Source organism: Pseudomonas sp. RIT288 (genome assembly GCF_000631985.1).
GTDB lineage: Bacteria > Pseudomonadota > Gammaproteobacteria > Pseudomonadales > Pseudomonadaceae > Aquipseudomonas.
On record NZ_JFYN01000034.1, the window covers coordinates 165,504 to 179,564 of the forward strand.

A 14,061-nucleotide genomic window follows, 5' to 3' on the forward strand; every position below is an offset into this window, starting at 1 on the left:
ACGCAGGCACATGACGTGCGGATATACGAAAAATCCGCATGTCGTGCAGGACTTAGAAACGTCGCAAATCGAGCGTCATCGGCAGCTCGTCGGAGATTGTCAGGTTGGGTATCGGAAGTTTCCCCGGCGTGTGCCCGATGCGGAAAAACCGCGCCATGCGCCGGCTCTCAGCTTCGTTGGCATTGACCGGTAACGTCTCGTAATTGCGCCCGCCCGGGTGCGCCACGTGGTACTGGCAACCGCCCAGCGAACGCTGCATCCAGGTGTCGAGCAGGTCGAACACCAGCGGCGCGTGCACCGGGATGGTCGGTTGCAGGCAGTTGGCTGGTTGCCAGGCCCGAAAGCGCACACCCGCGACGAACTCACCGATGCGCCCGGTCGGTTGCAGCGGCAGCGGAATGCCGTTGCAAGTCAGCAGATAACGCTGCGGCGGCAGGCCGCTGAGCTTGATCTGCAAACGCTCCAGCGACGAATCGACATAACGCACCGTGCCGCCCGCCGTACCCTCCTCGCCCAGCACATGCCAAGGCTCCAGCGCCTGACGCAGCTCCATCTCGATACCGCTGACCGCGTAATCGCCGACCTTGGGAAAACGGAACTCCAGATGCGCGGCAAACCATTCGGCGCGCAATGGATAACCGGCGTTGTTCAGTTCAACGATGACGTCGGCGAAATCCTGCTCGATAAAGTGCGGCAGCATGAAACGGTCGTGCAGCTCGGTGCCCCAGCGCGCCAGTTTCGGCGGCGCATAGGGCTCGCGCCAGAATCGCGCAACCAGCGCGCGCAGCAACAACTGCTGAGCCAGGCTCATGCGCGCATGCGGCGGCATCTCGAAGGCGCGCAGCTCCAGCAGGCCGAGGCGCCCGGTGGCACCGTCCGGCGAATACAGTTTGTCGATACAGAATTCGGCGCGATGAGTGTTGCCGGTGACGTCGATCAGCAGATTGCGCAGCAATCGATCCACCAGCCACGGCGCGCACTCTTCGCCCGGTTCAGGCATCTGCGCGAAGGCGATTTCCAGTTCGTACAAGGCGTCGTTGCGTGCCTCGTCGACGCGGGGCGCCTGCGAGGTCGGGCCGATGAACAAGCCGGAAAACAGATAGGACAGCGACGGGTGGTTGTGCCAGTAGCTGATCAGGCTGCGCAGCAGATCCGGGCGACGCAGGAACGGTGAGTCCGCCGGGGTCGCGCCACCGAGGACGAAATGGTTGCCGCCGCCGGTGCCGGTGTGGCGCCCGTCGATCATGAATTTTTCGGTGGTCAGGCGGGTTTGCCGCGCCTGTTCATAGAGAAACTCGGTGCGTTCGACCAGTTCGTCCCAGGTCGCGGACGGCTGTACGTTGACCTCGATCACGCCCGGATCCGGGGTGATGCGGAAGTTGCTCAGGCGCGGATCACTCGGCGGCTCGTAACCTTCCAGCAGCACCGGGCAATGCAGCTCCTCGGCGGTGGCTTCGATGGCCGCCACCAGTTCCAGATAGTCCTCGACCCGCTCCAGCGGCGGCATGAACAGGTACAGACGCCCTTCGCGGGCCTCGGCACAGAATGCGGTGCGGGTCAGCCAGTCGGCGGACTCGTCGATTGTCGGCGCACGCTCGTCGGCCGCGGCGGGTTCGGCATGGCTGTTGAGCTGGGTGGTGCCCGGCAGCTCGGGGAAGTCCTGATTCGGATCGTTGGGATGAATGAACGGATACTCGGCGGCCTTCACCCAAGGCTGCGAGCCGAGCGGCAGGCGATAACCCAGCGGCGAATCCCCCGGCACCAGTCGGCAATGCTCGTCGCGCAGATACCAGCGCCCGCTCTGCCATTGATCACCCTTGGCGGTACGCGCCAGCGGCAGCACCTGACCGATCACTTTATCCAGGCCCTGAGCGAAGACCTTGCGCAGGCGTGCACGCTCCAGCGGTTCTTCAAGACGCGAGTCTTCAGCGCTGACGTTGCTCGGCAATGCGCCTTCGCGCCAGAGGTAATAGAAATTGTCCTCGTAGGCCGGAAACACGAAACGTGCAGGCAGTTTCAAGCGTTCGGCAACACTCGCGAGAAAACGTCCCGCCAGTTCGCCATCGGCGCCGTAGTCCTGCTGCTCATCGGCGATCAGCGCGCTGTTGTGCCAGATCGGCACGCCGTCGCGGCGCCAATAGCAGTTGAGCGACCAGCGCGGCAATTGCTCGCCGGGGTACCACTTGCCCTGACCGAAATGCACCAGACCTTTCGGCGCATAGTGCTGGCGCATGCGCTGGAACAGCTCGGCGGAGAGGCGGCGCTTGTCCGGGCCTAGCGCGGCGGTGTTCCACTCGGCGCCGTCCGGGTCGTCGATGGACACGAAGGTCGGCTCGCCGCCCATGGTCAGGCGCACATCGCCTTCCAGCAGGTCGGCATCAATCTGCCGGCCCAGCGCCTGAATCGCCAGCCACTGCTCATCGGTGTAGGGCTTGGTCACCCGTGGCGCTTCCCAGATCCGCTCCACCGACATTTCGTGGCTGAACTGGCATTCGCACGGTTCGACCAGACCACTGATCGGCGCCGCCGAGGATGGATCGGGACTGCAGGCCAGCGGGATATGCCCTTCACCGGCGAACAGCCCGGAAGTGGCATCCAGACCGATCCAGCCGGCCCCCGGCAAGTAAACCTCGCACCACGCGTGCAGATCTGTGAAATCCACCTCGGTGCCGGACGGGCCGTCGAGGCTCTTCACGTCGGCGGTCAGTTGAATCAGATAACCGGAGACGAACCGCGCGGCCAGCCCGAGGTTGCGCAGCAGTTGCACCAGCAGCCACGCCGAGTCGCGGCAGGAGCCGGACGCGTGTTCGAGGGTGTGTTCCGGGGTTTGCACGCCCGGTTCCATGCGGATCAGGTAGCGGATGTCTTCGCTCAGGCGCTGGTTGAGCATCACCAGGAAATCCACGGCGGGCAGCGGCGTACGGTCGATCCCGTCCAGATAGGCTTTGAATGCCGGGGTCAGCGGCAGGGTTTCGAGGTACGGCGCCAGCTCCTTGCGCTCATCGGCCGCGTAGGTGAAGGGGATTTTCTCGGCGTAGGGTTCGAGGAAGAAGTCGAACGGATTGAACACCGCCATCTCGGCCAGCAGATCGACCTCAATGCGCAACTCATCGGTTTTCTCGGGGAATACCAGACGCGCAAGGTAGTTGCCCTGCGGGTCTTGCTGCCAGTTGATGAAATGCTGCTCGGGCGAGACCTTCAGCGCATACGAGAGAATCCGCGTGCGGCTGTGGGCGGCCGGGCGCAGGCGTACGATCTGCGGGCCGAGTTCGACAGCGCGGTCGTAGCGGTAATGCGTGACGTGATGCAATGCGACATGAATCGACACGGCGTGCCTCCTGCGAGCCTAAGCGTATTCGAAAGCGCGCAAGACTTATGCCATGCAGGGGCTTGGGCGCTTTCCCGGAATGCTCTGGGCAGTACAGCACCAAAATCGGGCGATGCGGGGAAATGGATTGAGGAAGTTGCGCCTAAATGTGGCGAAGATCAAAAGATCGCAACCTGCGGCAGCTCCTATAGGGAAACGCATGACCCGATGTAGGAGCTGCCGCAGGCTGCGATCTTTTGATCTTGAAAAAAAAACGCCAACCGGAAGGTTGGCGTTCTGTTGAAACAAAAAGCGACTTAGCGCGGTACGACGGGCTTGCGAGCCGGTTTCGGCCCCTTGCCCTTGGCTGCTTCCTTGCGCTCCTTGGCCGCCTGCTGGTTGCGGGCAAACGCCGCAGCCTTGGCTTGTTCACGCTTGTCCCAAGGATTGCCACCGTCGCTGGCACGCGGCGGCAGGCCGGTGTGCTGGGTGAGAATCTTGGTGGTCTTCTCTTTGCCTTCTTTCGCGACCTTGTGGCTGCCGGCCGGCGTCGAGTTCTTGCGACGCGCGCTCTGGTAGCTGTCGGTGGCCGGCTGATGAGTCGGAATCAACTGATTCTTGCCTGGCCCGATCAGATCGGCGCGGCCCATGCGGATCAGCGCTTCGCGCAGCATCGGCCAGCCTTTCGGATCGTGATATCGCAGGAACGCCTTGTGCAGACGCCGCTGCTCTTCGCTCTTGACGATGGTCACGCCGTCGCTCTTGTAGGTGACCTTGCGCAGCGGATTCTTGCCCGAGTGGTACATCGCAGTGGCGGTGGCCATTGGCGACGGGTAGAACGCCTGCACCTGGTCGGCACGGAAACCGTTGCCCTTGAGCCACAGCGCCAGGTTCATCATGTCTTCGTCGGTGGTGCCCGGGTGCGCGGCGATGAAGTACGGGATCAGGTACTGCTCTTTGCCTGCTTCCTTGGTGTACTTCTCGAACATGCGCTTGAAGCGGTCGTAGGTACCGATCCCCGGTTTCATCATCTGGTTGAGCGGACCTTCCTCGGTGTGTTCCGGGGCGATCTTCAGGTAACCGCCGACGTGGTGGGTCACCAGCTCTTTGACGTACTCCGGCGACTCGACCGCGAGGTCGTAGCGCAGGCCGGAGGCGATCAGGATCTTCTTCACACCCGGCAAGGCACGGGCGCTGCGGTACAGCTGAATCAGCGACGAATGGTCGGTGTTCAGGTTCGGGCAGATGCCGGGGAACACGCAGGATGGCTTGCGGCACGCGGACTCGATTTCCGGGCTCTTGCAGGCGATGCGGTACATGTTCGCAGTCGGACCGCCGAGGTCGGAGATGACGCCGGTGAAGCCCGGAACCTTGTCGCGGATCTCTTCGATTTCGCGAATGATCGACTCTTCGGAACGGTTCTGGATGATCCGGCCTTCGTGCTCGGTAATCGAGCAGAAAGTGCAGCCGCCGAAGCAGCCACGCATGATGTTCACCGAGAAACGGATCATGTCGTAGGCCGGGATCTTTTCCTTGCCGTACGTCGGGTGCGGAACTCGTGCGTAAGGCATGCCGAACACGTAGTCCATTTCTTCAGTGGTCATCGGAATCGGCGGCGGGTTGAACCAGACGTCGATCTCGCCATGTTTCTGCACCAGCGCGCGGGCGTTGCCCGGGTTGGTTTCCAGGTGCAGCACGCGGTTGGCGTGGGCGTACAGGACCGGGTCGTTACGCACCTTTTCCATCGACGGCAGGCGGATCACGGTCTTGTCGCGGGTCATGCGCGGGCTGGCCAGGATCTGTACGACCTTGGCTTCCTCGGGATCATCCACCGGGCCCTTCTCTTGCTCGATGGCGCAAGCCTGGGTGTCCTGGGTGTTGACGTACGGGTTGATGATCTTGTCGATCTTGCCCGGACGGTCGATACGCGTGGAGTCGACTTCGTACCAGCCCTGCGGCGTGTCACGACGGATGAACGCGGTGCCGCGCACGTCGGTGATGTCTTCGATCTTGTGACCGTAGGACAGACGCTGGGCTACTTCGACAATGGCGCGCTCGGCGTTGCCGTACAGCAGAATGTCGGCGCTGGCGTCGATCAGGATCGAGTTGCGCACGCGATCCTGCCAGTAGTCGTAGTGGGCGATACGGCGCAGCGAAGCTTCGATGCCGCCGAGGACGATCGGCACGTGCTTGTAGGCTTCCTTGCAGCGCTGGCTGTAGACCAGGCTCGCGCGATCCGGACGTTTGCCCGCCATGCCGCCCGGGGTGTAGGCGTCGTCGGAACGGATTTTCTTGTCCGCGGTGTAGCGGTTGATCATCGAGTCCATGTTGCCGGCCGCGACGCCAAAGAACAGGTTTGGCTCACCGAGCTTCATGAAGTCGTCTTTGGACTGCCAGTTCGGCTGGGCAATGATCCCGACGCGGAAGCCCTGGGACTCCAGCAGCCGGCCGATGATCGCCATGCCGAACGACGGGTGATCGACGTAGGCATCACCGGTGACGATGATGATGTCGCAGGAATCCCAGCCAAGCTGATCCATCTCCTCCCTGCTCATCGGCAGGAATGGCGCTGGCCCGAAACATTCGGCCCAGTACTTGGGATAGTCAAATAACGGCTTGGCTGCTTGCATGTCGATAACCGGTGTTGGCTTTCATTGAATTTCGCGGGCGCGGAATATAGCACAAATTTTGACCAATTCCGACGACTGTAGTCGGAAATTGTGCCTTACCTGTGGCGAGGGCGCTTGCTCCCGATCGGCTGCGCAGCAGTCGAATTCTGGAGGCTGCTTCGCAACCCGGCGGGAGCAAGCTCCCTCGCCACAAGTGCTCGACGTTACTCGTCGTCGTCGAAGTTGTAACTGCCCGGCGCGAGGTTTTCGAAGCGAGTGTACTTACCGATAAAGGCCAGGCGGATAAAGCCGATCGGGCCGTTCCGCTGCTTGCCGATGATGATTTCGGCGATGCCCTTGTGCTCGGTTTCCGGGTGATACACCTCGTCCCGGTATACGAACATGATGACGTCGGCGTCCTGCTCGATCGCTCCGGATTCCCGCAAGTCGGAGTTCACCGGGCGCTTGTTGGGACGCTGTTCCAGGGAGCGGTTGAGCTGCGACAGCGCCACCACCGGGCAGTTGAATTCCTTGGCCAGGGCTTTCAGGGATCGGGAGATTTCGGAAATCTCGTTGGTCCGGTTGTCACCGCTGGAACCGGGAATCTGCATCAACTGCAGGTAGTCGATCATGATCAGACCGACGTCACCATGCTCGCGCACCAGACGCCGGGTCCGCGCACGCATTTCCGACGGACTGATGCCGGCGGTATCGTCGATGAACAGTTTGCGATCGTTGAGCAGGTTGACCGCCGAGGTCAGGCGCGGCCAGTCGTCGTCTTCGAGCTGACCGGAACGCACCTTGGTCTGGTCGATACGACCGAGGGACGAGAGCATACGCATGATCAGCGATTCGCCTGGCATCTCGAGGGAGTACACCAGCACCGCCTTGTCGCTGCGCAGTACGGCGTTTTCCACCAGGTTCATCGCGAAGGTAGTCTTACCCATCGATGGACGGCCGGCGACGATGATCAGGTCGGACGGTTGCAGGCCACTGGTCTTCTCGTCGAGGTCGGTATAACCGGTGGACAGACCGGTGATCGCGTCGGCGGTGTTGAACAGGGTGTCGATGCGATCGATGGCCTTGGTCAACAGTTCGTTGACGCCCACCGGGCCACCGGTCTTCGGCCGCGCCTCGGCGATCTGGAAGATCTGCCGTTCGGCTTCGTCGAGAATCTCTTCGGCGGTGCGGCCTTCAGGATTGAACGCGGCGTCGGCAATTTCGGTGCTGATGCCGATCAACTGGCGCAACGTCGCGCGCTGGCGAACGATCTGCGCATAGGCCTTGATGTTGGCGACGGACGGCGTATTTTTCGCCAGCTCGCCGAGGTAACCGAGGCCGCCGACCTGGGACGTCTGACCTTCCTTGTCCAGTTGCTCGGCCAGGGTCACGACGTCGATCGGCATGTTCTGATCGGCCAGTTTGGCGATCGCACGGAAGATCAGACGGTGGTCATGTCGGTAGAAATCGCCGTCGGAGACTTGATCGAGCACGCGTTCCCAGGCGTTGTTGTCCAGCATCAGACCACCGAGTACGGCTTGTTCGGCCTCGATGGAATGCGGCGGCACCTTCAGCGCGGCGGTTTGCAGATCGTATTGCTCGGGAGCGGTGATTTCGTTCATGGCCACTTGGAGTCAGGTTTGAAAACGGGATTACCAGAAAGACAAAGGGCACGACCTGTAAACAGGATCGTGCCCGATGTTACCGGCAAGCACCCGAGGGTGCCAGCCGACAAGTATTGCTTAAGCTGCTACCACGACAACGCGTACGGTGGCTTCAACTTCGGCGTGCAGGTGCACGGCCACGTCGAATTCACCCACGTTGCGGATGGTGCCGTTCGGCAGACGAACTTCGCTCTTCTGCACTTCAACGCCGGAGGCGGTCAGTGCGTCAGCGATGTCGTGAGTACCGATCGAACCGAACAGCTTGCCTTCGTCGCCAGCGGTGGCAGTGATGGTCACTTCCAGCTCGGCCAGTTGGGCAGCACGGCTTTCAGCCGATGCTTTACGGTCTGCGGCAGCTTTTTCCAGCTCAGCACGACGCTCTTCGAACGCAGCCAGGTTGGCAGCGGTCGCAGCGGTAGCTTTGCCGAAAGGCAGCAGGTAGTTACGGCCGTAACCGGCCTTAACGTTTACTTTGTCGCCCAGGTTGCCCAGGTTGGCGATTTTTTCCAGAAGGATCAGTTGCATGTGGAAATCCTCTTAACTTTTAACCTTCACCGTTCGCGTTATCGGTGTCTTTCGACACGTGACGACCGCGAAAATCAATCAGGCTGTCGACAATGGCCAGAACCACGAGCAACGGATAGAGCAGCTGCATGAACAGCAGCAGCGTGACGTACAACCCCACCAGCCAGAAACCGGCCAGTCGCTTCTGCCCGACCAGCCCGTGAATCAGGGCGAGTCCGGCGAACACCAGCGGTACACTGCACAACGGCGTCAACATGGCCATCTGTGCACCGAGATTCGGGCCCAGAAGCATCAACGCCAGCAGCAACATCGCCGGCCCCAGCGGGATCCGGATGGCGCGAAACTCGCGACCAAAACCACCCGGGTTGTACAACAACGCCTGCCAATGCCGCCCGATAATCAGGCTCAGCACGCTGACGATCTGCAACAAAGCCGCAATCAGTCCGGTCAGGACTGGTGCAATCAGGGACGCGAAACGCGCTTGCTCATCGACCGACAATTGCTTGTAGGTTTCACCAAGAAGCGCTGGCATGACCTTTATCAAGGCCTGCGCGAGCATCTCGATCTGGGCCGCAAACGCTGCCCCGAGCACCACTGAAAACACCACTCCAATCACTACGCTGACCAGCAGCGTGCGAACCCAGGACTCACTTGCGCGCAAAACCAGCGCAAGTCCCGAAGACCCCAGCAGCACCAGAAGTGCGCGCGGGTCATCGGCATACAGCCACCAGACCAAAGCCGGCAGCAGCCCCAGAGACAGAACACCCAGGGCGTCCGTCAGTCCGCGCCGCAGAAGCACCAGGCTCCCGGCGGCAGCACCCAACCAATACAACAACGGCAATGTTGCACACCCGGCCACTACGAGAGTGGCCTGCATGCGGCCGCGCATGATGAACTCAGCTAAGGCGCGCATGCATTCAATCCTTTGCTACTTGTCGACTGCCCGGTCTCAGCGGCCGTGGCTGTCGGTGTAGGCCAGCAGGGCCAGGAAGCGGGCGCGCTTGATAGCGGTGGCCAGCTGACGCTGATAACGAGCTTTGGTACCGGTGATGCGGCTTGGAACGATTTTGCCGGTCTCGGATACGTAGGCTTTCAGAGTGTTGAGATCTTTGTAATCGATCTCTTTCACGTCTTCAGCGGTGAAACGGCAGAATTTACGACGACGGAAGAAACGTGCCATTTGATAGGCTCCTTAATAAGGTCCGTGGATTACTCGTCAGCGTTATCGCTGTCGTTCTCTTCGCCTTCAGCGCTTTCAGCGCCTTCGTGCTCAGGACGATCGCGACGCTCACGGCGCTCACTGCGGTTTTCTTCAGCCTTGAGCATCTCGGACTGGCCGGTAACGGCTTCGTCGCGACGGATGACCAGGTTACGGATCACAGCATCGTTGTAGCGGAAGTTGTCTTCCAGCTCGGCCAGGGCCTTGCCAGTGCACTCAACGTTCAGCATCACGTAGTGAGCCTTGTGAACATTGTTGATTGCGTAGGCCAGTTGACGACGGCCCCAATCTTCCAGACGGTGGATTTTGCCGCCGTCTTCTTCGATCAGCTTGGTGTAACGCTCAACCATGCCGCCGACTTGCTCGCTCTGGTCAGGGTGGACCAGAAAGATGATTTCGTAATGACGCATGAATGCTCCTTACGGGTTGTAGCCTGCCGCTCAAAAACGGTCAGACAAGGAGTGAATGACACTTATGGACTTGCTGGCGCGGGGCACATGCGTGCCTGCCGTCACAGCAAGGGGCGCAATTGTAGAGAAGGGACTGAAGAGGTGCAAGGCAATTGGTGATTATTTGAACAATCACCGGGAGACACCTGTAGGAGCTGCCGAAGGCTGCGATCTTTTGACTTTGTTTTTTCAAAACAAGATCAAAAGGTCGCAGCCTCGTTTCACTCGACAACTCCTACAAGCCACACAGAGAACTTTATTTCTTGGCTGATGCCTTGGCCTTGGCGCCCCGTTGACGCTGCGCTTCGAACAGGCACACACCGGTGGCCACGGACACGTTGAGACTGCTGACGCTGCCGGCCATCGGCAGGTTCACCAGGTAGTCGCAGTGCTCACGGGTCAGGCGACGCATGCCTTTGCCTTCGGCACCCATGATCAGGATGGTCGGGCCGGTCAGGTCCTGGTCATAAATGCTGACCTCGGCCTCGCCCGCCGTGCCAACAACCCACAGACCGCGCTGCTGGAGCTTTTCCAGAGTGCGAGCCAGGTTGGTCACCGCCACCAGCGGAATCACTTCCGCCGCGCCGCAGGCCACTTTACGCACCACCGGCGTCAGGGTTGCCGACTTGTCCTTGGGCACGATCACCGCCAGCGCACCGGCAGCATCCGCCGAACGCAGGCAGGCGCCGAGGTTGTGCGGGTCGGTCACGCCGTCGAGCACCAGCAACAGCGGTGCGCCCTCGGTGCGATCGAGCAACTCGTCGAGCATCGCCTCGCCCCAGACCTGGCTCGGACTGACGTCCGCCACCACGCCCTGGTGCACACCTTCAACCCAGGCGTCCATTTCGCGGCGCTCGGCCTGACCGACCTGCACACGATTTTCGTTGGCCAGTTCGATCAGGGTCTGCACGCGCGGATCGTTGCGGCTTTCGGCCAGCCAGATCTGCTTGACGCGTTTCGGGTGGTGACGCAGCAACGCTTCTACCGCGTGAACGCCGTAGATTTTTTCCAACTGACTCATGACTTCGCCTTCGGTTTACGCGACCCGCCACTTTTGGCTGGGGCCGAACCCGCTTTCGGCGGGCCTTTACGGTGTTTGCTCGGTTTGGCTGGCTTGCCGCCGGCGGCCTTCTCAGGCGCCGGCCGTCCGGTCTTTCCCCCAGACGCCGCTTTACCACCGCTTTTGGCTTCGGCCAGCAAGGCCTTCTTCAATTCACGGCTTTTGCGCAGCTCGGCGTTTTTCGCCACGGCATCGCTCGGGCGATAGGCCTCGACGGCTTTTTCTTTGGCTGGACGACGGCCGGCGGTTTTCGTCGGAGCCTTGTCTTCCACGGCCTTGGCCGCTGGAGCAGTGGTTTCGCTGCCGCGCTTCTTGCGACCGATCGGCGCGCTGATGGTTTTCTCGGCCATCTCGAAGTCGATCTTGCGCTCGTCGAGGTCGACGCGCATCACGCGCACTTCAACGGTATCGCCAAGACGGAAGCTGCGACCGGTGCGCTCGCCCGCCAGGCGGTGATGCACAGGGTCGAAGTGGTAGTAATCGCCCGGCAGCGCGGTGACGTGCACCAGGCCTTCGACGTAGATATCGGTCAGCTCGACGAACAGACCAAAACCGGTCACCGCAGTGATCACGCCGGGGAACGATTCGCCGACGCGATCCTTCATGAACTCGCACTTGAGCCAGTTCACCACGTCGCGGGTGGCTTCGTCGGCACGGCGCTCGCTCATCGAGCACTGCTCACCCAGTTGCTCCAGCGCCGCTTCGTCGTACGGATAGATGCGCGCCTTCGGAATGGTCATCGCCCCGGCACGACGAACGTGCGGAGTGTCCTGTTTCGAATGGATCACGCTACGGATGGCGCGGTGCGTGAGCAGGTCCGGGTAACGACGGATCGGCGAAGTGAAGTGGGTATAGGCTTCGTAATTCAGGCCGAAGTGGCCTTCGTTCTGGGCGCTGTACACCGCCTGGCTCAGGGAGCGCAGCATCACGGTCTGGATCAGATGGAAGTCCGGCCGATCCTTGATGCTCGCCAACAGGGCCTGATAGTCCTTCGGCGACGGGCCGTCCTTGCCTTTGTGCAGGGACAGGCCGAGCTCGCCGAGGAAGGCGCGCAGTTTTTCCAGACGCTCCGGTGGCGGGCCGTCGTGGACGCGGTACAGCGCAGGAATTTCGTGCTTCTTGAGGAATTCGGCAGTGGCCACGTTGGCCGCCAGCATGCATTCCTCGATCAGCTTGTGCGCATCGTTGCGGGTGGTCGGGCGGATTTCGGCAATCTTGCGCTCGGACCCGAAGATGATCCGGGTTTCCTGCGTTTCAAAATCGATCGCGCCACGTACGTGACGAGCCGCCAGCAACACTTTGTACAACGCATAGAGCTGCTTGAGGTGCGGCACCACGTCGGTGTATTCGCCGCGAAGCTTGCGCGCTTCGGTGGCTTTCGGCGTTTCCAGCATCGCGCTGACCTTGTTGTAGGTCAGACGGGCGTGAGAATGGATCACTGCTTCATAGAAGCAGTAGTCGGTCATTTCGCCGGACTTGGAGATGGTCATCTCGCAAACCATGGCCAGACGATCGACGTGCGGGTTCAGCGAGCACAGGCCGTTGGACAGCTGCTCAGGCAGCATCGGCACCACACGCTCGGGGAAGTACACCGAGTTGCCGCGCACCTGGGCTTCGTTGTCCAGCGCCGAACCGATCTTCACGTAGCTGGAAACGTCGGCAATCGCCACGTACAACTTCCAGCCGCCGGAGAACAGACGCAGCTTGCCAGGCTTGGCTTCGCAGTAGACCGCGTCGTCGAAATCGCGGGCATCTTCGCCGTCGATGGTGACGAACGGCAGATGGCGCAGGTCGACGCGCTTCTCTTTGTCTTTTTCTTCGACTTCCGGCTTGAGCTTGGCGGCTTCTTTGAGCACCGCTTCAGGCCAGACGTGCGGAATGTCGTAGGTACGCAGCGCGACATCGATTTCCATGCCCGGCGCCATGTAGTTGCCGACCACTTCGACCACATCGCCTTGCGGCTGGAAGCGCGGCGTCGGCCAGTGGGTGATCTTCACCTCGACGAACTGACCGATCTGCGCGTTGGCATTACGGCCTGGCGTAACCAGCACTTCCTGCTGGATCTTCGGATTGTCGGCAACGACGAAACCGATACCGCCCTCTTCGAAGTAGCGACCGACGATCGTTTCGTGGGCACGGGACACCACTTCGACGATCACGCCTTCACGGCGGCCACGACGGTCGAGACCGGAAACACGGGCCAGCGCACGGTCGCCATCGAACACCAGACGCATCTGCGCCGGGCTCATGAACAGGTCATCGCTACCGTCGTCCGGCACCAGAAAGCCGAAACCGTCACGGTGACCGCTGATGCGGCCGAGGATCAGGTCGAGCTTGTCCACCGGCGCATAGGTGCCACGGCGGGTGTAGATCAATTGAGCGTCGCGCTCCATGGCGCGCAGGCGGCGGCGCAGGGCTTCGATCTGGTCTTCTGTGGTCAGACCAAACTCTTCGACCAGTTGCTCGCGGGCAGCAGGCGAACCCCGATCGGCGAGATGCGCCAGGATCAGTTCGCGGCTGGGAATAGGGTTTTCATATTTTTCCGCTTCACGAGCGGCCTCGGGATCGAGGGACTGCCAATCGGCCATTAGAGAGTTTTCACCTTGTCTATATGCGGGTTAGTTTGGCATAGGCGCCATCAAACGGGAAATTTCCGACTCTATAAGGCCCTTCTGGAGCCTTGTATCGACGCCTGAAAGCCCTTTTGAACACCGCTGGTAAAAAAATTCATTTTTTTTGCTGACAGGGGTTTACAGTTAAAAAGGCGCTCCGTATAGTGCGCGCCATCGACGACGTACATACGTTGACGAGATGCCCAGGTGGTGAAATTGGTAGACACGCCAGCTTCAGGTGCTGGTGACCTTACGGTCGTGGAAGTTCGAGTCTTCTCCTGGGCACCAATTTCGAGTTTGAGACTAGATCAGTTTCAAGACTCACACAAAACCCGCGAAAGCGGGTTTTTTGCATTCCAGGCACCGGATTTGTTAAAACCGATTAATTAAAATTAAATCAGGGGTTTACAGATCAAAAGACGCTCCGTATAGTGCGCCACATCAACAGCGGCAACGCTCGCGATGAATGCCCAGATGGTGAAATTGGTAGACACGCCAGCTTCAGGTGCTGGTGACCTTACGGTCGTGGAAGTTCGAGTCTTCTTCTGGGCACCAATTCAAACTCAAGGTTACGACGTTGAGTTTCCCGAAAACCCGCGAAAGCGGGTTTTTGCGT

General features: G+C 60.7%; 9 protein-coding genes and 2 tRNA genes. 2 read left to right on the forward strand and 9 right to left on the reverse strand.

The features are described 5' to 3' along the window. Positions 1 to 52 precede the first annotated feature (52 nt). The 9 genes from BW33_RS19570 to rnr all read right to left on the reverse strand — a co-directional run bounded on the left by BW33_RS19570 (position 53) and on the right by rnr (position 13,421). Positions 53 to 3,328, reverse strand: coding sequence for a transglutaminase family protein (locus BW33_RS19570; RefSeq protein ID WP_047600691.1), 3,276 nt, complete (start codon positions 3,326 to 3,328; stop codon positions 53 to 55). A 296-nt stretch (positions 3,329 to 3,624) separates the two neighbouring features. Beyond that, entirely contained in the window at positions 3,625 to 5,937 is a 2,313-nt protein-coding gene (locus BW33_RS19575; protein WP_047600692.1) for a YgiQ family radical SAM protein, read from the reverse strand. Positions 5,938 to 6,140: 203 nt separating this feature from the next. After that, positions 6,141 to 7,538: a replicative DNA helicase gene (gene dnaB, locus BW33_RS19580; protein ID WP_047600693.1), complete on the reverse strand. Its 1,398-nt coding sequence runs from the start codon at positions 7,536 to 7,538 to the stop codon at positions 6,141 to 6,143. A gap of 120 nt (positions 7,539 to 7,658) precedes the next feature. Then, on the reverse strand, positions 7,659 to 8,105 hold the full coding sequence (gene rplI, locus BW33_RS19585; RefSeq protein ID WP_003221136.1) for a 50S ribosomal protein L9: 447 nt from the start codon (positions 8,103 to 8,105) through the stop codon (positions 7,659 to 7,661). Between the two features lie 19 nt (positions 8,106 to 8,124). After that, the gene (locus tag BW33_RS19590; protein ID WP_047600694.1) at positions 8,125 to 9,018 is read right to left on the reverse strand and encodes a hypothetical protein; all 894 of its coding nucleotides are present in this window, start codon (positions 9,016 to 9,018) and stop codon (positions 8,125 to 8,127) included. A 36-nt stretch (positions 9,019 to 9,054) separates the two neighbouring features. Beyond that, on the reverse strand, positions 9,055 to 9,285 hold the full coding sequence (rpsR, locus tag BW33_RS19595; protein ID WP_002551829.1) for a 30S ribosomal protein S18: 231 nt from the start codon (positions 9,283 to 9,285) through the stop codon (positions 9,055 to 9,057). 29 nt (positions 9,286 to 9,314) lie between these two features. After that, a complete protein-coding gene (gene rpsF, locus BW33_RS19600) occupies positions 9,315 to 9,734 on the reverse strand; it encodes a 30S ribosomal protein S6 (protein ID WP_007915844.1) in 420 nt (139 codons plus the stop codon). A gap of 295 nt (positions 9,735 to 10,029) precedes the next feature. After that, positions 10,030 to 10,794 carry a 23S rRNA (guanosine(2251)-2'-O)-methyltransferase RlmB gene (gene rlmB / locus BW33_RS19605; RefSeq protein WP_047600695.1) on the reverse strand — a complete coding sequence of 255 codons (765 nt, stop codon included), beginning with the start codon at positions 10,792 to 10,794 and terminating at the stop codon, positions 10,030 to 10,032. Next, a complete protein-coding gene (rnr, locus tag BW33_RS19610) occupies positions 10,791 to 13,421 on the reverse strand; it encodes a ribonuclease R (protein WP_047600696.1) in 2,631 nt (876 codons plus the stop codon). Before rnr ends, rlmB begins: the two co-directional genes overlap by 4 nt. 225 nt (positions 13,422 to 13,646) lie before the next feature. Here rnr and BW33_RS19615 point away from each other — a divergent pair. Then, positions 13,647 to 13,733, forward strand: a tRNA-Leu gene (locus BW33_RS19615). A 180-nt stretch (positions 13,734 to 13,913) separates the two neighbouring features. After that, a tRNA-Leu gene (locus BW33_RS19620) sits at positions 13,914 to 14,000 on the forward strand. The last annotated feature ends 61 nt before the right edge of the window (positions 14,001 to 14,061 follow it).